General features: G+C 46.8%; 18 protein-coding genes and 3 pseudogenes. 8 read left to right on the top strand and 13 right to left on the bottom strand.

Annotated elements, in window-relative coordinates:
* The first annotated feature begins 88 nt into the window (after positions 1-88).
* On the top strand, positions 89-943 hold the full coding sequence (locus NST44_RS05605) for a helix-turn-helix transcriptional regulator (protein WP_340898248.1): 855 nt from the start codon (positions 89-91) through the stop codon (positions 941-943).
* Positions 944-1,039: 96 nt separating this feature from the next.
* A complete protein-coding gene (locus NST44_RS05600) occupies positions 1,040-1,912 on the top strand; it encodes an SDR family oxidoreductase (protein ID WP_340898244.1) in 873 nt (290 codons plus the stop codon).
* A 194-nt stretch (positions 1,913-2,106) separates the two neighbouring features.
* On the opposite strand, the gene NST44_RS05595 is transcribed toward NST44_RS05600, so the two are convergent.
* Entirely contained in the window at positions 2,107-2,703 is a 597-nt protein-coding gene (locus NST44_RS05595) for a hypothetical protein (RefSeq protein ID WP_340898242.1), read from the bottom strand.
* Between the two features lie 165 nt (positions 2,704-2,868).
* On the opposite strand from NST44_RS05595, the gene NST44_RS05590 reads away from it, so the two are divergent.
* The gene (locus NST44_RS05590; protein WP_340898240.1) at positions 2,869-3,495 is read left to right on the top strand and encodes a hypothetical protein; all 627 of its coding nucleotides are present in this window, start codon (positions 2,869-2,871) and stop codon (positions 3,493-3,495) included.
* 250 nt (positions 3,496-3,745) lie between these two features.
* Positions 3,746-3,958, top strand: coding sequence for a hypothetical protein (locus NST44_RS05585; RefSeq protein WP_340898239.1), 213 nt, complete (start codon positions 3,746-3,748; stop codon positions 3,956-3,958).
* Between the two features lies 1 nt (position 3,959).
* Here the strand turns inward: NST44_RS05585 and NST44_RS05580 are convergent, their stop codons facing one another.
* The 6 genes and pseudogenes from NST44_RS05580 to NST44_RS05555 all read right to left on the bottom strand — a co-directional run bounded on the left by NST44_RS05580 (position 3,960) and on the right by NST44_RS05555 (position 10,757).
* Positions 3,960-6,683 carry a TrlF family AAA-like ATPase gene (locus tag NST44_RS05580; protein WP_340898237.1) on the bottom strand — a complete coding sequence of 908 codons (2,724 nt, stop codon included), beginning with the start codon at positions 6,681-6,683 and terminating at the stop codon, positions 3,960-3,962.
* 376 nt (positions 6,684-7,059) lie between these two features.
* Positions 7,060-7,134, bottom strand: a pseudogene (locus NST44_RS05575) (23S rRNA (pseudouridine(1915)-N(3))-methyltransferase RlmH); the annotation flags it as partial.
* A gap of 102 nt (positions 7,135-7,236) precedes the next feature.
* The gene (locus NST44_RS05570; RefSeq protein WP_340898235.1) at positions 7,237-8,064 is read right to left on the bottom strand and encodes a hypothetical protein; all 828 of its coding nucleotides are present in this window, start codon (positions 8,062-8,064) and stop codon (positions 7,237-7,239) included.
* Positions 8,065-8,107: 43 nt separating this feature from the next.
* A complete protein-coding gene (gene rlmH / locus NST44_RS05565) occupies positions 8,108-8,587 on the bottom strand; it encodes a 23S rRNA (pseudouridine(1915)-N(3))-methyltransferase RlmH (protein ID WP_099477990.1) in 480 nt (159 codons plus the stop codon).
* Between the two features lie 394 nt (positions 8,588-8,981).
* Positions 8,982-10,103 carry a cytochrome P450 gene (locus NST44_RS05560; RefSeq protein ID WP_340898231.1) on the bottom strand — a complete coding sequence of 374 codons (1,122 nt, stop codon included), beginning with the start codon at positions 10,101-10,103 and terminating at the stop codon, positions 8,982-8,984.
* Positions 10,104-10,178: 75 nt separating this feature from the next.
* A complete protein-coding gene (locus NST44_RS05555; protein WP_007129182.1) occupies positions 10,179-10,757 on the bottom strand; it encodes a TetR/AcrR family transcriptional regulator in 579 nt (192 codons plus the stop codon).
* Positions 10,758-11,024: 267 nt separating this feature from the next.
* Here NST44_RS05555 and NST44_RS05550 point away from each other — a divergent pair, with 267 nt between their 5' ends.
* The 3 genes and pseudogenes from NST44_RS05550 to NST44_RS05540 all read left to right on the top strand — a co-directional run bounded on the left by NST44_RS05550 (position 11,025) and on the right by NST44_RS05540 (position 12,101).
* Positions 11,025-11,198, top strand: a complete 174-nt coding sequence (locus NST44_RS05550) for a DUF3934 family protein (RefSeq protein ID WP_340898228.1) — start codon at positions 11,025-11,027, stop codon at positions 11,196-11,198.
* Positions 11,199-11,234: 36 nt separating this feature from the next.
* Positions 11,235-11,696: pseudogene (locus NST44_RS05545) on the top strand (HEAT repeat domain-containing protein).
* Between the two features lie 111 nt (positions 11,697-11,807).
* A complete protein-coding gene (locus tag NST44_RS05540; RefSeq protein WP_007129184.1) occupies positions 11,808-12,101 on the top strand; it encodes a hypothetical protein in 294 nt (97 codons plus the stop codon).
* Positions 12,102-12,205: 104 nt separating this feature from the next.
* Here the strand turns inward: NST44_RS05540 and NST44_RS05535 are convergent, their stop codons facing one another.
* From NST44_RS05535 to NST44_RS05525, 3 genes are all read right to left on the bottom strand, one after another.
* Entirely contained in the window at positions 12,206-13,246 is a 1,041-nt protein-coding gene (locus NST44_RS05535) for a GTPase (RefSeq protein WP_007129185.1), read from the bottom strand.
* Positions 13,247-13,433: 187 nt separating this feature from the next.
* Entirely contained in the window at positions 13,434-13,601 is a 168-nt protein-coding gene (locus tag NST44_RS05530; protein WP_007129186.1) for a CxxH/CxxC protein, read from the bottom strand.
* Positions 13,602-14,099: 498 nt separating this feature from the next.
* Positions 14,100-15,473, bottom strand: a complete 1,374-nt coding sequence (locus NST44_RS05525; protein WP_007129187.1) for a S1C family serine protease — start codon at positions 15,471-15,473, stop codon at positions 14,100-14,102.
* Between the two features lie 802 nt (positions 15,474-16,275).
* Between NST44_RS05525 and NST44_RS05520 the strand changes: the two genes are divergently transcribed.
* Positions 16,276-16,533 (top strand): alpha/beta-type small acid-soluble spore protein, encoded by a 258-nt coding sequence (locus tag NST44_RS05520; protein ID WP_340898219.1) that lies wholly within the window; start codon positions 16,276-16,278, stop codon positions 16,531-16,533.
* 354 nt (positions 16,534-16,887) lie between these two features.
* Here NST44_RS05520 and NST44_RS05515 read toward each other — a convergent pair.
* From NST44_RS05515 to yycI, 3 genes and pseudogenes are all read right to left on the bottom strand, one after another.
* Positions 16,888-16,983, bottom strand: a pseudogene (locus tag NST44_RS05515) (MBL fold metallo-hydrolase); the annotation flags it as partial.
* Between the two features lie 143 nt (positions 16,984-17,126).
* Positions 17,127-17,930: an MBL fold metallo-hydrolase gene (locus NST44_RS05510; RefSeq protein WP_007129189.1), complete on the bottom strand. Its 804-nt coding sequence runs from the start codon at positions 17,928-17,930 to the stop codon at positions 17,127-17,129.
* Between the two features lie 7 nt (positions 17,931-17,937).
* Positions 17,938-18,687: a two-component system regulatory protein YycI gene (yycI, locus tag NST44_RS05505; protein WP_007129190.1), complete on the bottom strand. Its 750-nt coding sequence runs from the start codon at positions 18,685-18,687 to the stop codon at positions 17,938-17,940.
* Positions 18,688-18,696 lie beyond the last annotated feature (9 nt).

Genomic DNA, 18,696 nt, shown 5'->3' with positions numbered 1-18,696 from the left:
TCATATATAACGTTCTTTTGGTCCATTTGGTACTAGCAATCTGCATCTACCCTATGAGTAATTAGATAAGTAAATAGAGGTGACCCATTTGAAAAAGAATCATTCTCCATCCGCATTGGGTGACTTCCTTAAATCGCGCAGAGAACGGTTACAGCCTTCAGAGGCAGGGATCCAGCCGCTGCCCGGACGAAGACGTACTCCGGGACTTCGAAGAGAAGAAGTCTCCTATCTTGCCAATATAAGCGTGACTTACTATGCCTGGCTGGAGCAAGGCAAGGAGGTTAATCCTTCGCCGGAAGTGCTGCTAAGTATCAGCAAAGCGCTTCAGCTTGACGAAGACGAGCAGAAGCATCTATTCGATCTGGCCAATGGAGATGTGGCGAGCGTCGTCACAGTGCCAAATAACGGTGGGCCGGATACGGGAGTTCTGCAGAAAATCGTAAATCAACTGCAGTATCCTTCTTTTATCACAGACGAAGGTACGGATATTATCGCCTGGAATCGAGCGGCAGAACTGATCGTAGCCGATTTCGGCAGTCTGCCGGACAACGAACGGAATATGATGGAGATTATGTTTTTAAAGCCGGATTACCGCAACAGACTGGTGAATTGGGAAGGCTTTGCCCGTTACGCTGTAGCTGTTCTGCGGGCAGGCTTCGATCTTTACAAGAACAACCCGTTATATATGGAACGATTCGAACGCTTGAGGCGGGAAAGCCCGGAATTCGTGCATTTCTGGGAACTATATGAAATCAAACAAAAACGCGTAGCCACCGCTTTATTCCGTGTTCCTGACGCACAGGAGATGGAGTTTGAGCTCCATTCCGCGGCTGTAATCGATAATGACCCGGGACTGCACTGGTGTTTCTTTGTTCCGGTGCCCGGTTCAGGTACGGAAGAGAGATTATTGCGTTTACTTGAGCAGGACAGGCAGCTACCGTAGACTGTTACTCCCATTAATAGAATAGACGTGCTGTGGCTAGCTCCCTCCAGTTGTTTGTATAATTCGGTGGATGACAACGATTGGAGGGTGTTTAGCATGCAAACTTGGTTTATTACAGGAGCATCAGGAGGCTTGGGTTCATGTATAACTCGCCGGTTGCTGGATAGAGGGGACCGTGTAGCCGCAACGGTACGCAAGCCGGGGGTGCTGGATGATCTGCAGGCACAGTATGGCTCTGGGCTTTGGCAGGCTAATTTAGATCTGACAAACTCTCAGCAAATTGCTGAAGTGGTGGAGCGTGCATTTTTAGAACTGGGCACGATCGACGTGTTTGTCAATAATGCAGCCTATGGCTTGTATGGCGCAGTGGAAGAAGCAAGCGACAGGCAAATTGAGCATCAGTTTATGACCAATGTACTTGGCTCCCTACGTGTGGCGCGTGCAATCCTGCCCTTTTTCCGTAAGCAGGGCGGCGGTCACATGGTACAGATTTCGAGTATGGCGGGTCATTATTCTATTCCGGGTATGGGACTGTATTGCTCTTCGAAATGGGCGGTCGAAGGAGCCTTTGAAGCGCTAGCTAAGGAAGTTGCTCCGTTTAATATTAAGACCACTATGGTGGAGCCCGGCGGAATCCGAACGAATTTCATTACAAGCAACGCCGTATTCGGCGAGCGGATGGACGAATACCGGGATACGGAGGCGGGCCAATTCGTCAGCCTGATGAAGGGAGAACTGCCTGGTATAGATATGAGCATGTTCAATCAAATGGTTGTCGGCGATCCGGATAAAATGGCGCAGCAGATTATCCGTCGTGTCGACCAGGGAGAGGGTCCGATACGTATGGCGCTGGGCAGTGACGCCTATGAGCAAATCCGGGCAGCCCTGCTGGACAGACTGGCCGCTCTGGAAGCACAGAAAGAGCTAGCTTACTCCACTGATTCAGATGATGTGGTAAAACCCTTGTAAAGGACACCAAAAAATTCGGCATCCACGATAACTGGTATGCTCCTCTGCAAGTAGCCTGTTTATTTATTAAACCTGCTTACTTAAAGGGGGGCATATTTAATAATTTGCCGTTATTTATGATACGGTTCAGCTAAAGGGCCTATCGGCCCCCCATGTCCAGAACCTTCACTTAAGCCACTAAGTGATAGCCTCACTTACATCTTGAGACTAATGTTCCACTCAGGTTGGTATTTTCTAATTAACTCTGCCTCAAGCTCAGTTATCTCATTGTTATCCTCTAATTTACACACGTAAAAGCTTGTGCTTGCCTTATTTGATGTTACAAGATTATTCAAATGACAATTTGTTGACTGTCCATCTATATAGCAATTTTTCGGATGTATTTTTCCGTAACCTGCATTTATTCTCTTACCAAATGAATCTTTACACCTCCCAATGTACTTTACTTGCCCATCAATGCTGTACAAATATAGACCTTTCGACTTTTTAATCCCTTCATCCTCAATATAAAAATTCGAGTAGAGCTTGTCTCCATTCTTATTTAAGAATTCTTTGTAATACATATCACCAGAATTCTTTAGATCTTTCAAGAATACTCCTAAACCAGTATTTAAATAACTCGTGTATCTGCTATTTATGGTCTGTTTATGTTTTATGTATCTTTTGTGACTTATTGTTTCTAATACCGTTTTATTATTCTTTTGTGCAAACACATCAGAATAAGCCTCACCACTAAACACTAGGCGCACTTCTTGAAATATTAGTTCTCGATCTTCCGCAAACAACCTCACCGTTTTCCTCCTAATCTCATATAACTCCTTATTAACTCAATAATAACATGGATGAACATGTCATCAGGGTCTAATCAAAATCTCTACAAGTTTTATATTCTGAGATTACGAAAAGGCACTAATTAAAGATATTATAGTTGTATTTATGCAAAGGGAGTTGATTACATGGCCGTAGGCAAACAGAAACAGCTATTAGCGTGGCCGAGAAGGCCATTCTTGGATAAGATGTTGGACGACGGAGAAAGTCCAAATAAATGTGCAGCTTGGTGTAAGGAAAATGGCTTCGATATCTCAGTTCCTACTATGTACGAGTACGCAAAGAAGCGTAGAGCCGCGATTATAGGGGAAATTCAGGCGGATAAACTTCGCTCTGGGAGGCCCAAAGGAATTGCAAATAATCTTACGAAAGAAGAACGTAAAGCTGCTCACATGACCGTGAATAAAGTGAAGCACGACCTCGAGCTTTTGGATGAGGTAATTCAGAAAGGCTTCGAAACGTTAGCACATATTGACGAGATTTCACCCGCTACTGCCATAGCAGCAATCCAGTTAAAGTATAAAATCACGAATGGTGCGCATGGCGGCTATACGGTTTACGGTATAGAGGAAATTAAGCTACGTGAAGCAGCACGGGAAAATGCCATAACAGCTGTGCTTCTTGAGTTTATCCCGGAGGAGCAACATGTGGCAGTGTTGGAGCGAATGGAGCAAGTGACTAAGGAATATTATGATTCGATTGGATTGGGTGAGGCTTATGCTCAGATGGAAACACGAGGGTCTTTTTATGAGTAGGAAAGTAGTTCGATAACATATTATCTCTTAAATCACTGAAGGAGAACGACCACTATGGCGTTCTCCTTTTTTTGACTTGGTGGGACGGTGGGGCTGTGGTCAATCAAATAGAATAAGTTATTGAGATTAAAAAAGAGGCTTCCTTAAACTCGCATTAAATGCTTCGAATAAGGGTAATTTTAATGTGAATATATTTTACCGAGTTTAATATCCTGTTAGTATAACAAACATCTTGAAAGGAGTCTTGAAAATGTTCATTAAAATGCCTGTTAATGAAATCAAGTTTCTTGAACAAAAGAAGATGGCGATCCACATTTCTTTATGGGATAACATTGAAAAAGCAGAAAAATTCTATTCAAATCTAGATGGTATTTATACTGCATATAATGAGGAAAAAAGAAATCTAATGTCTGCTTTTTCTACACCAGTTAAAATCTATAAAGTGTTTTCATCCCCTAGATGATTTAACTTTCCAACGCTCTAGAAATCCTAAAGTAACGTCTATCTAAAGCATCCTTACCTCCCTCCATGACATTACAAACAGCTTCACGAACTCCACTCTTTTGAAGTGCACCACTTACTTGCTTATATATCTGACCATTTTCAAAGTGCATTTGGATTATATTCTCGGCCGCACCATTAACAGGGATATTCGGATTATGTGTAACAACTATAACTTGCTGTTTGTTTTTAAATCTCCTTAACTCAGTAACTACCAAATCTGTAATTCTTTTTGTATCAAGATCTTCTTCTGGTTGATCAATAATTAGTGGGCAATCATCCAACAACAACATTAATGAAAGCATTGCAGCTGTTCTCTGACCCGCTGAGCCCGTTTCTATATCCTCTTCCTTTCGATTTGTTACTAACTTCAAATTAATTTTATCTTCAGGATACCAAACTAATAGTCTGTCCATATCTTCTGGTGTGTTGATCTTAAGATTGGTTAAATGTTTAACAAAGGGTTTATTGAAGTTTTGAGTATCCTCTTCATTAGCGTTAATAAATCTATTTATTAATTCTTCTCTAGCTGTCCATACCGAAAGTGATTGTACAAAGTTGAACAAAAAACCTCTAATAGGGTTTCCCTCATCATCACGTTCAAGTATATCTCTTGAGAATTCAAAACCTGTTTTTCTAATCAAACTTCGAAAGCTAGTTTCTGCATTATCAAGATCACCCATTACTGAAAGATACATCTTAACATTCGATTGTGTACCTTGCCACTGGTCAATGATTTTTTGTCTCTTCCTCCTTAATTCTACCTCATGTTCATGAATATCATTTAAATATTGCCTAACCACTTCATTTTGCTCCTGCAACTGACTTTCAAGGGCTGCAATATCCTTAAGTTTCTGCTTTAACTGATAAGACTTCGATGAAAGTAGACCATAAGCATTAGGATTTCTTTCCCCTCGTTCTTCTAATTTGCGAACAAACTCAGCATATTTTTGTTCAACTTCTGACTTTGTTGCTTGCCAAGGGATATGATCAACAGATCTCTTTGTCTTCTCAATCAGTTCATTTAGTTTGAAAAGCAATACATTCAAGTCATGCTGAACTATTTCATACTCTTTGGAATGAGCCTTTAATATTTCATACGATCGTTGATCTAGTAATGGCAAGTACTCTTCATCAAAGAGGTTACCTGGAACAGTTTTAATAGTATTTTCTAGCTTGCTAAAATATTCATATGCGTTTGCGATTGATTTACTGATCGACCCCTCGACAGCTTTCGTCTTTTGGTATTCCTCTAGGAGAGTATTGTATCCAGATTCCTCGAATACTTTCATTTTTGCAAGTGTGTCATCGAGTTCTGCTCTTATGTTCCCCTTTTCTCGAATTCTAGATTGTAGATCTCTCTCCTTTGCCCTTGACTGCATCCAATCCTTCACAAGTTCTTCTCTTCGCTGTAACCAACTATTTTTATCAAATTGCTCATCAATTATTTTAATAATATGGTTGGGATCTTCAGTTAAAGAATAAAGATGTTTTTGACTAAAAATTCTTACTGGAAACCGAGTTGCAATATTATCACTTTCCTCTTTCCTCACCCAATTTCCGTCAGCGTTCACTTGTTCTTCAATAATTCTGTTATTCTCCCATGTCAGTGCAACCATTCTTCCGTCTTTTTGCATTTCTATACGTATAGCTGTTGAATCAGTAAGCATCCCTGTCTTTCCACGTCTTTTTGGGATCTTGCTAAATTCGTTAAACTGCTCTTCAACTTTTTCAGGAAGTCCAGTAACCTTACTTAAAGGAAGTCTCATGTATTCAATTATGCTGGATTTACCTGAACCTCTCCCACCAATAATTGTATTTAACCAAGGGCTAAAACTAACATTTAAAGTTCTCCCTCTTCCGGCTTTTGCTCCATTAGTAATCTCTATTGAACGAATATAAAACCTATCTCTAACATCATTGGGGTTCTCCATTTGAGAATTGCCCCTAATAATACCATCTTCTCCATCGTGTAAAGCTAACCGAAGTGCTTCCAAATCAGGTTTTTCCATTTTTACCCAACTAAAACTTGAACCCGCTGTATCAGGATGATGACTATCAGAACCAGCAACCTCGGCCAAAGTGAGCTTTGAATCGATATATATTTGAGGTTTTATGTAGTTAACATCGCATATCTGCATAGCTAACAAGCCATTAGCATTTAAACAAGTTCTCAGTGAATTGCCTTCTTGTTCAACAAACAATCCCCTCACTTTATCCACATGAGCCGGTATAGACAATCCCTTCATTTGATGAATAATCTCTACAACTTCATTGAATGACTTTGTAGTACATTGGTCAGACTCTCCTTGTTGACCATCATACCCACATTTGGCAAGTAAATTACTAATACGTTCAGAGGTCTCAATTGGGTCAAAAATTGCTAATAGATGAATGTTCCCATGAACAGTTATCTCCACTCCTGGGAATATTATTAATTCTCTGAATCCTTGGACCTGTTCTTCTCGCATCAGAACTAATTCATTTTTTAACACGTCAATCCAATGTCCAGAATTATGATCTGTCACGGCAACACAGTCAATTTCTTTTTTCATATAATCCAAAAGCCACTCACGTGGAGTTCTTTGTTGTAACGTTATATGATCTGGTCCTTTTCCATAATCCATTGATTTAGGAGTGTGGGTATGAAAATCAAATTTCCACCATTTAGCGCCGTGATAGATCAACTTAAACACCCTTCCGTTTAATATAGGTATAATAACTGGAGTAATATTACTCCCTTTCAGCCTATGTTTCTTCTATTATCATATCACATGGTGGAAAATGGTGGATGATAATGTCGATTTTAATCGCCTCCCAAAACACTAATGCCTCCCCATGTCCAAAATTCTTCGTTTTCTACATTTCTAAATACAGAAAATATTTTCTTGAAATCCATCCTCATGAACGTATCTTTCATTTATTAAGTTCTCCAGTTGCGATTGATTAAAGTAATTCCATCTAACCGCCCAATCCGGAATTTTCAATTGTACAAGGAGTAGGGGCATGGACCCAACCACTCCATTTCGTTAAATATTTTTCGCCGTCACTTATCACACTGTTCCCCCGACTGATCTTCACCGCCCGGTAAACCTGCTCCACCAACACAAGTCGCATCAGTTGGTGCAGATAGGTCATTAGTCGGAGTCGCTTCCATTGACATATGACAAAAGGGCTTTTCCTTTGTCCGGAAAAGCCCTTCTATTATGCAAAAAATTACGAATGTTTTTTGAGTGATACTCAATCTTTGTTTGACTTATTTAAACCCAGAAACTTTACAAAAGAAGGTATACAAACCCCTTCCAGTGCACAAAGGAATAATGGAAAGTCACCATGCAACCTTCTAAACTCGCGGTTTATAATTATACCAACTTCTTCTCCAAATTCAATCATACGATTCGTCCGTTCAGCAAGATATGGCACGAGCTCTTCATGGTTTCTTTCTTTTCCTGGGGTATAATCGGCAAGAGTACCATTGCTATCAAATGGCCCTAGTCTGTATCCCCTGTCATCAGAAAGCAATGAAATTTGTTTTCCATTATGGATTATAAAATCTCTGATCTCTCTCACTAATTGAAACTCCGATTTAATGTTCTTCAGTAGACTGATTAAATCTTCGGGGAAGTAGCTTTCTGCCCTTGGATTCGTTTCAGCGTACGTTATTAAATCATTAAGCGAATCAAATGGGATTTGTCCTATCCGTCCTTCTTCAACAGCAAGCCTCAATACCTTGGACATGAAGTCATATATAGAGCGGAGATTAGTGAAGTATTTTTCTATCAGTTCCATAACGTACAAGAAATCTTTATGAGGTAATTCCCCATGCTTTTCAAAGGTGAACTGAATCATATCATTAATAATTGCTAATCCATGAATATCGTGTACCATTGCTGTTCTTGCCTCTTTTATCAGGCCTTGATAATTTGGACGTAACATGTATACATCCCCTTGTAGAGGGCTAAGTATACAATCCAAGACACTCACAAGAAACAACCCCAGCACACTATCATCAGCTTCTAGATCTTCTGCACTCCGACCAATACTAGTACCCTTATTTACTATAAGCATCTTCAACACCCCTTAGGTCCATACTCAATCAGATTTTTCGCCGTCACTTGTGGTACGGTTCCCCCCGATTAATCTTCACCGCCCGGTAAATCTGCTCCACCAACACCAGCCGCATCAGCTGGTGAGGCAAGGTCATACGCCCGAAGCTGAGCTTCGTTTGGGCGCGTTTCAGCACGGCCTCGGAGAGACCGTTCGAGCCGCCGATCACGAAGGCGACGGTGCTGGTACCGTAGGTGCCCAGCTTGTCGATATGGGCGGCCAGATCCTCGCTGGACCACAGCTGGCCGCCGATTGCGAGCGCGATCACGTGGGCGTCCGGCTTGATGTGGCCAAGAATGCCCGCACCCTCCTTCTCCTGCACTTGACGCATCTCCGCCTCGCTCATGTTTTCCGGCGCTTTCTCGTCAGGCACCTCGTGCACCGACAGGCGCACATATGGCGCAAGACGCTTGCTGTATTCCGCAATTCCCTGCACCAGATACTTCTCCTTAAGCTTGCCTACGCATACAATCTGTATATTCATGGCGATGATTTCGCTCCTTATCTTTGCTGTTCTGACGTTCATTCTACCATTGTAACCTCTGCACGGAAAGAAAGACGCCGTCTTACCTTCCTCCCGTACGAAGCCTGTCGTTTCCACCTACGCATGAAAAGAAAAAGAACCGCAACCCGCGGCTCTCCCATCCATCGTTATTTTCAGTTGCTGTTCATTGTCGTTACAGCGAAGCTGAAGCAGTCGGCCTTTCTGATGTAAACATCAGAACTACCCCGCACACTTCATTTAAACACACACGACCTCCGGCATTTTGAACACACCGCTACTAGCGCCTCTCTTCCGTGCACATTCCTTCCGAGAAACCCTTATGCTTGAGCCAGTTCTCCCGCTGTGCTTTAACTTGAAGCCTCCTCCCGCCCCCTCAGCGCAATATGACAGGCAGCTCCTTCAGCGCAAACATCATCGTGCTATCCATCCGGGAGAGAGGGGCCGAGCGGTCGCGCCGATACTCCGGGAAGCGCTCCAGCAGCGCCTCAATCGCAATGCGTGATTCCATCCGCGCGAGCTGCGAGCCGAGACAGTAATGGATGCCGCTTCCGAGTCCAAGGTGCGGATTCGGATTCCGGTGAATATTGAAAACGTCCGGACGCTCGAACACCGCCTCATCATGATTCGCGGAAGCCATCCAGATATACACATGCTCGTTCTCCCGCAGCGTCTTCCCGCCCAGTTCCGTCTCCTGCTTCACGCGGCGGAACATCACCTGTACCGGCGAGAAATAACGGAATACTTCCTCCAGTGCGCCCGGTATGAGCGATCGGTCGGCAAGCAGTTCTGCCCGCACCTCCGGCAAGCTATCCATGGCCAGAACGGCAGAGGAGATCAAATTCGTTGTCGTCTCATTGCCGGCGACCAGCAGGAGGATGCAGAAGCCGATGATTTCAAGCTCGGTCAATGACTCGTTATCGATACGGGCTTCCACCAGCTTCGTAATCAGGTCATCCTGCGGATGGCGGCGCCGGTCCTCCGCGATGGCCGAGAAGTACTCGCTCATCTCGCGCTGGCACTGGATATACGCTTCGTAATTATCGCCAACCAACGCATCTGACCATGCCTTGAAGCGTTCCCGGTATTCCAGCGATACGCCCAGCATCTCGGCAATGACGACGATCGGGAGCGGACTCGCTAAATCCGCCACGATGTCCATCTTCCCCTTCTTCTCCGCTTCATCCAGCAGGGACTTCGTGATCTCCTCGATCTTGGGAGCAAGCGACTCGATCATCCGCGGCGTAAACGCATGGGAGACCAGTTTCCGAAGCTGTCGGTGCTTCGGCGGATCCTGCCGGAGCAGGCTGGACTCGATCGGGTCATCCGAAGAAGGCGAGCCTTGGGAAGAGAAGACCTCATAGTTGGTGAAGACCGCCTTCACATCCTCATATCTGAAGACGTTCCATGCGTTGTCGCCAGCCTTTTCCACGGGGGAATTCTTACGCATATTGCTGAACCATTCCAATGGGAGCAAACCGTTCTGATTCCATTCCATACCGATAACCTCCATCTTTGCTTCAAGTTTTGAACTGACTGGTCAGTCATGCCTGCTTACAAAAGAAGGCCGTGTTTATTCAACCGATATAAACAGGCCTTGGGTAATGACCGTGAACACAAACTGCTCCAGGTCTTCGCGGGTATAGGCTTCTTGATGATTCAAATAATAATTACATACGCTCTCCAATGTGCCGATCATGCTGACTGCAGCCAGGTTGGCATCGACATCGCGGAACAGATTCTCTTCACACTTGCCATCCTCAATGATCTTCGCCAGAAAACCGATATGCGTCCGCTTCAGCTCCTTCAGCTCTTCCAGGACATCCTGCTCAATGCCGTTCGAGATCTCATTGAATACGATATGGGAAAAATGCCGGGATTCCAGAAACAGATCCAGATGATGACGGATGGTCCGCATAATCATCTCTTTGATCGGCAGCGGGGAATTCAGATCCGCTTCGGTCCGCCGCATAATATCCTCGAAGCCCTGCTTGACGACCGTCTTGAAGAGCTGGGATTTGCCCGGGAAGTTGTAATACAGCGTTCCCTTGGCAACCTGAGCGCGGGCGGCAATCTCGTCCATGCTTGCGCGGTGGTATCCGTTCTCGGAGAATACTTCTATGGCTGCTTGGATAATTTTTTCTTTGCTCAATTGGGTCTGCCCTTTCACACAAATTTCAGTTCAACGTCTCTTGTTCTGACTGGTCAGTTCAAAAATAAGATAACATGCTGGGAAAAATTAGTCAACCGAAGAAGTCCCTAGACTATATCAATGCTTGGATTCCATCCATATATATTTCGATTCTTAGGTTTATTTCCGTTCTATCCTATACATATGGTCCAATACAGTGTATATTTCAACAGGGCTGGTAAAGAATCAGCATATAGGGACAAGAATATATCGTAACGGAGTGATGGGTTGAGTAAATCCAAGGGCAAGGGCGGAACAGGCCGAGGCACAGGCAAGAAAGGCTGGAGCCGATGGGATGCCAGCGCGAGAAGAGCCAAGAGTAAACCCAAACCTTATACCAGTAAAGGGACCAAACAGGCGGACAATGCAGCGGACGGCAGTAAGCATAAAGGTACCCCATAATGAACATATGGTTTTAGGAACCCCCTGATACCACCTATGAAGGAGATGAACGGATTGGACAATCAAGAGGTTTTGACGGACGTGCCGTCGAATTATGAAGAGCTGAAAAGCTCCGCTAACCGGAACGCCAATTGGAGAGAACGGTTAAACGCCGTTGAAGAGCTGGGAAATTGGAAAAATCAGAAATCCATCGATATTTTGCTGCATAGACTGAATACGGATGCGGTTCACCAGGTAAGGGAAGCAGCCTATCATAAGCTCCGGGCCTTTGGCGAGGACGTGCAGATGCCCGAAAGACGTAAAGGCGAGCTGATGAAAGACGTTTCTAAGGTGCTGCTGCGCATCAAAAAAAGCCTTCCCCGTGACCACAAGTATGAAGACTTCAAAGACAAGCTAAAAAAGATGAGAATTGATATCTATGATACGTAAGAGGGTGACAAAGGAGACGAATTCGACAGCTGGCTGGAGCAAACCTGGTCTTCCTTGTTAAGAAGATAACGGGGTAACCAGCCTTCCGGAAAGTCTACCATGTTTATAAGAATTCCGGGTATGTTATACTGAACACAAATATTAATTTATAGGAGTGGTACTCTGAGAAAGCAAAAGCCCATGTCGTTTGATGATCTGTTGAAGGAATTGCAAGGACAAAAATCGGTACAGGAGGATCCGGATAACATCTCTCTGGAAAAGCTGTTCAATGAATCGTTTATGCGTAAACATTCATCCCATAACAGCTTTGGGGATTTTGTCGTAAAAGGTAACTTCCAAGTGGAAACGCATGAAGATATCGATAACATTCCGGACGAACTGTTTGACCGTCACGTTTCAAGAGAAACCGATTTTCCGGATTGGAAATCGATGCTGGAGCAGGCCAAAGCCGACCATGAGGCTGCCACGAAGTAAATCAAAGATAAATATCGCTGCTTTGACGCAGCTACGATTGGGGGCCGAAGGCCCCTTTTTCTATTCCATCCGTTTAAAGTGGTATGCATTCGACATCGGCTTGCTTACTTCGACTCGGAATTGGATTCCGATTCCGTCTCGGCCTTCTCCCTGAATTTCTTATAGAGCTTTGTAATATTCGCCGTATTGATCTGGATGTTGTGCTCGTAAGCATATTTCACAGCATATCCCAGCGCCAGGGTTGTAGCCCCCGCGACCGTCGCTCCGGCGACCGATCCTGCGCCAGGGAATACCTTCACGATCTGCCGGAAAATGCTCTTCCCGATATTCCCGAATATCGTGGCAATGACGAGCTCCTTCGCCGTCTCCTTGCTGATCGGCTTATTGTACAGCACCGCGAGCCGGGTAAGGAGACTCACTTGAATGCCGGTAATCGGAATGATATCCGATCCCGGAATGGGGGATGCGCCTACTGCTCCTGCCGAGATCGAGGCTCCGATGATCCACCCGTTGGCGGTCGCCGACTTTTCCTTGATGCTTTTGGCAAAAAGGATGTCTTTAGACTTTTTTTTAAGCATCTCCAGAATGCTGCTCCGCAGCCGGTCGATGTTCTCGCCCGTCCGAGAAGACACCGGCACAACCTCATAGCGCCCTCCGGTCTCCTTCCGGATACGCGCCACCAGGCGGTCGATTTCATCCGCGGCGTCAATTTTGTTCAGCACGATCAGGATGTTCGAGTTGACGCCTTGAATTTTCTCAAACGACCTCTTCTCCGCCTCCGAGAAGACGGTGCCTGCAGCGTTCAGAAAGAACAGCACCATATCCGCCTGTTTATAGTAATTCAAGGTCACTTCCGAATTGGCGGTATTCACATCATTCAACCCGGGTGTATCAATGAAAGATATATTGTCCTTATATTTATGCGGATGAATCACCGTCGTTTCGCCGGGCTCGGCCCCGACGCCCGCCACCTCTTCGCCCACGATCCGATTCATGGTTGAGGACTTGCCCGTATTCACGTCGCCAATCAGCGCAATGAGAATTTCCTGCTTCAGTTGGCGGTTGATTTCATCCATTTCCTTCTCGTATGCCTCATCGGCTGCCCGCTTGATCTCCTCTTCCCAGACCTTCCCGAAGTCATCCATCTCTGATCGTCTCCATTCACGATAGGTTATCGGCGTCTCCGTGCAATCTACACATCCATCATACACTACGGAGGACTGTCTACCAAAGCTTCGCTGCTTCGATTGCCTTCATGATCTCTTAAACAAAAAAAGCGTGAAATCATCACGCTTTCTCATTCGCATTATTTATTGAATTAAAATATTGACGTTATACAATTAAAAATTCAGCATGCTTCTCGCACTCCGCGCACTTCACTGGCGGGTCCCAGTCCGAAAACTCCGTCTCCTTCAAATCCACGATATCTGGAGCATCCTCATACTCATCCACGAAATTTTCGATTGCCAGTTCCACATGTTCTTTGCATACGACGTACATTCTATGCATCCTTTCTGTTATCGCCTATGAGCCCGCGTTTCTATCAAACCGTATAGCCACTCTTCTGTTCTACCACACTCTGCGAGAAAAAGAAATGCTTTTGCCCGAATTACCCCCGCATCCGGGCTTCCAATGTATTCTGCCTCGCTTCCAGGCTTGATATTCCCCCAAGATCTTCCTACTGGACAATGGATCATTCGTTATTCTGGGACAATACCACGCTCAAAGAGGCCCGTCCTCTACGCGCAGCCTCCATGAATCGGGGAAGAGGGCGAAATGTCTGCAAGGAGTTGATCAGACCAATGTTCGGGACAAGGTATGCCGACGGGGAGGCCGCCTATCCCCATATGACGCTAAATTACCGCTAGGGAGTGCCTCATTGCCTCAATCCCAGTAAAACAGCAAGAGAGCGTGCATAAGCACGCTCTCTCTTTAGTCCGCCATGTGAATGACGCTCAACCCTTTTCATATCTCTTTCGTCTAAAGCCTAGCCGAAGCTTATTCCTCCGGCTTCTCTTCCAGCTTCACCTTGAGCGACTGCAGCTTCCCATCCCGGTAGAATGTTACATCCAGCTCACCGCCAACCTTGGTGTTGCGGTACAGATGCTTGCGCAGCTCCAGGGTGGTCTTAATCGGCTTGCCATCCAGCTTGACGATGACGTCGTTCAGCTGAAGGCCCGCATCCTTGGCAGGTCCCAGGGCATCCAGTACGACCACACCCTCGGTTACGCTCTTCGGCAGCTTCAGATTCTCCTTCTCTTTCTTGCTCAGCGGCGCATAGGGATTGCCCAAATCCACCGTATAGACACCCAGGTATGGACGCGCGATGTAGCCCTTCAGCATAAGCTCCTTAACAACCTCGGTAATCTCGTTCACCGGAATGGCGAATCCAAGGCCTTCCACACCGGTATCCGCGATTTTCATCGTATTAATGCCGATCACCCGGCCATTGAGATCGACCAGCGCACCGCCGCTGTTGCCCTCATTGATGGCGGCATCGGTCTGAATGACTTCCTGCTCCCAATCGTAATTTCCGTCCTGATTGAGCGAGACCGGAATGATCCGGTTCGTATAACTGACGATGCCGGAGGTCAGCGTATCTCCCAGCCCAAGCGGGTTCCCGATCGCAATGACGGTCTCTCCCAGCCGCAGCTTGGAGGAGTCGCCGAACTCGGCTACATCGCCAATGCCTTTGGCGTCAATCGAGAGCACCGCAATATCGCTCACGCGATCGGTGCCGACAAGCGTCGCTTGCTTCTTCTCGCCGGTCACGGTAACGACCTCGAAGGAATCGGCGTTTTCTACGACATGATTATTCGTGATGATGTAGGCCTTGCCTTCAAGCTTCTTGAAAATAACGCCGGATCCCAGCGCATCCTCCTGAGATTCGCCGAAATCACCGAATTCATCCCCGAAATCGAATTCCTCTCCGAAATCAAATCCCTCCGGAAGCTCCAATCCCTCTTCGTCTTCAGGCAAGACTTCCTCCTCGCTCTCAAGATCCTCCTCTTCAGGCAGCACGGTCTCTTTATGCGTCAGCACGCTTACGACAGCAGGACGCACCTTCTCGGCTGCTTGAATAATCCGCTCATAAGGGTCCCCTTCCGTCGAGGACAGCTGATGTCCGCCGTTCACCAAGGAGACCCGGGATGTGGAGGCAGGATGGCCGGTAATGAAGCTGAACAGCATCACGGCAATCAATGCGCTGCATACCGAGCTGATCGCGGAGATTTGGAAGGTGGACAGCCCTCTGCTCCGGCGGCTGGTCCGCCACTTCGTTCGCCACTTGGTTCGCGCAGATCGGTCCTCGCTGGCATTTTTGCTCTTCCTGGATACTTTGGTTGAATAAAAATCATCGTCAAACAATCCCATTCGCGATCCCTCTCTCCCCTTGTCGCTGCACGTCAAGATACGATATCCGCTTAAAGACCATCGCCATTACCGACCGACTCCGCATTCATTCTGTCGCCATAACAATCCGCCCTGCATCGTGTATCAGATCTTTCTTCCAACGCATGCCCACGCCAATAAATCTCTCTATAGTAATAACTCTTGAGAAGGCCAAAAAGTTGCAGGTCTCGGCCATACTCTTTCGATTTGTACCATTTATACGAACCCTGCCTGAACGTTCCGACAGGAAACTATGAATCTTCATCCAGAAAAGGTATGTATTGGTACCCATATGGTTCAAAAAAAACCCTGTATCCTTCTATTACCACAAACAGGGCGGCTCCAAGCGCGAACTCCATGTAATTTTATGAAACAGCCGGCAATCCGCCTGCTCCATCCATCGTGAACAACCCAATCCAGTGCATTCCAAAGATGCACATTGTACCAAATACCAACAGCTGTCATGAGCATGTTCTTTAGTGCTCCTATTGTACCACATCAGTCACGTTTAAAGTTAGCTGTCTTTTGTAAAAACAATTGTCAAATTGATGGAAATATTTCTGGAATTTCGTTCACATACCTCAGGTATGATGCTGCAGCCACGCTTCTCCTAACACACATAATAAGGTATTACGCTATTTTCGCCCCAAGGTTCCGAGTTTTTCGCTGAGGCTGCCCGTTGTCTTCAAGGTGATCGAGCTGCTGCTTGCGCATGCGTCCGCCATAAGGCGGGGATGTTAAGAACGCGTCGTGATGATGGTTCACGAAAAGGAGGTGATCGAATATGGCTAGAAGATCAAGACGGCGCCGCAGTCCAGAAATGCAGCAGTTCATGAACGACGTCATGCGGAATGAGGGCTACCAGGTCAACCCGCAGCAGGAAGTGAAGCATGAGGTTGCAAAGACGCTTGGCGTCCCGCTCAAGCCTGAAGGCAACGGCAATCTGACCACCGAGCAGGCCGGGAAAGTCGGAGGCGCTATCGGCGGCTCGATGGTCAGGGAAATGATCCGGATGGCACAAGAGAGTTTAAGCAAGCCGTAAGAACGTTCTTAGTTGCCTGCTATGGATAAAAGCACAAAAGCACTCCATGGCTTCCGAATGTTGCACGGCCCGGGAGAATGCTCATCATGCTTCCATGCCGTTCCTTGCACACTCGCTAGGGGTTAGCGCTCGGCGCTTCGTGGTGCGCAGCTGGGCCCCTTAACGCATGCGACGCAGGCATAGCTTATGGCGGCTTATGGCGATAACGCCGTTGCTGCATCTTTTTCACTTAGGGGTGAAAAGCAAACAGGCTGCCTTGTCACGATCCACGTGACGGAAGCAGCCCTTTCTTGTGTGCATATTTGCGCCTATTCTCTCGATTATACTGATTTCCAACGTTTTTTTAATTCATAACTAGGTGTCGCACAGCTTAAACTCACTGTCCTTGAAGAAGCAGCCGCGGTTTATCATCGTATCGCGCACGATCATTTGGACCAGCTCCTTCATGTTTCAATAGCTGACCATTCAGTATATGCCGCCTCAACGCAACTATACCCGCTCGCCGCTGCATATACGGGGAACGAATCACTGCACATACCAAGGCACCCACTGTCCCAGCGGTTCGCGCAGTTCCTCTGCCAGCACAGGCCCTACTAATCGCTGACCTTATCCCAGGGGGTCGAGCGGTCATAATAGGTGTCGCACAGCTTAAACTCGCTGTCCTTGAAGAAGCAGCCGCGGTCCTCCATCGTATCGCGCACGGTCATTTTGGCCAGATCCATCATGTTATGATCCAAGCTGAGATGCGCCAGATAGGCCCGCTTCGTATCGCCTGTCAGCAGCTCGCTCAGCGCCTCTCCGGCCGAATTGTTGGACAAATGGCCCATATCGCCGAGAATCCGGCGCTTCGTGTTCCATGGGTAACGTCCCATCCGCAGCATTTCGATATCGTGATTCGCCTCCAGCACCAGCACGTCCGACCCGTCCAGCGCTTTTTTCACTTTATCGCTCACATACCCAAGGTCTGTCGCAACACCAAGCTTCTCATCGCCGTCATAGAAGCAGTAACCGACCGGTGCCGCAGCGTCATGGGAAATTTCGAACGGCTCGACCCGCAGCGTCCCAAAATCCTTCACCTCATGACTCTCCAGCACAATCCGGTTCTCTTCGGCAATCTTTCCGAGCGATTTGCTCATCGCTTCCCAGGTCTTCTCATTGGCATAGATCGGCAGATTGTATTTGCGCGCGACGGCCCCGAGTCCTTTAATATGGTCGGAATGCTCATGCGTTACCAAAATACCGTCGATTTCTTCTCCCATCATATCACGTTCCTTGAGCAGCTCATCGATGCGCCGGGCACTTAAGCCCGCATCAATCAGCAGTGTCGTATCCTCGTTGCGGACAATGGTCGCATTGCCCGTCGAGCCGCTCGACAGCACGGAAAAAGATATCCCCATAATTCTGTTACTCCTTTGCCGTATCGCTTTTGGGTGTGAGCACATCCCCACTAATTCCCTGTACATAGATCATTTCGCCGTTATCCAGCGTGAACCGCCATGTCGGCGCCGCCAGCTGGTCCTCCGTATTGAACAGCTGACCGTAATAACCGAGCTGTATGTCCCTCACCGCCGTATCCCGCGGTATGAAATTACGCTCAATCAAGGTCTCCAGCGCTTTGGATGCCGGGAGCACCTTCTGCTCTTCCGCCCCGTCCGTCGGCAATATTTCAAACACCGGCTCACGATACGCATAAATCTTCTGCGACTCATGGATAAACTCCAGCTCCACATTAAACAGCGGCCATTCCTTCAGCACCAGCGGCCGGAACACAAATACATGCTCTTGATCCGAGGGCTGATCATGACGATAGTTTCCGAGATTCGGTATAGTCCCTTGCAGAACACTGCGCAGCTCCTTCTCATCGGCGTAAATGAGCTTCGTATCTACCGGCTCTTCGAGCTCCACCGGCTCCTTCTGCATTTCGGCGCTGTAGATATAATTGATTTTGGGCAGCTGCGGCGTTTCCGACGGAATCGGACTCTGCACCTGAATCCCGTTCTTCTCCATGATCTGCTGCGTGCTTTCCGAGAGCGAGGTAAAGTCCAGACTGGAGCCGGCCTGCTCCCGATAGTCGATCCACAGCTGATAGCCCAGCACCAGATTCAGCAGCAAAAAGGCGTAGATCAAAACATTTTTAGCCCGGCCCCAATCCATGACGGTCCC

The sequence above is a fragment of the Paenibacillus sp. FSL W8-0919 genome (genome assembly GCF_038003785.1).
Taxonomy (GTDB): domain Bacteria; phylum Bacillota; class Bacilli; order Paenibacillales; family Paenibacillaceae; genus Paenibacillus_AQ; species Paenibacillus_AQ lactis.
Note: the sequence above shows the minus strand (reverse complement) of the source record. Positions and strands in the feature narration are given on the sequence as shown.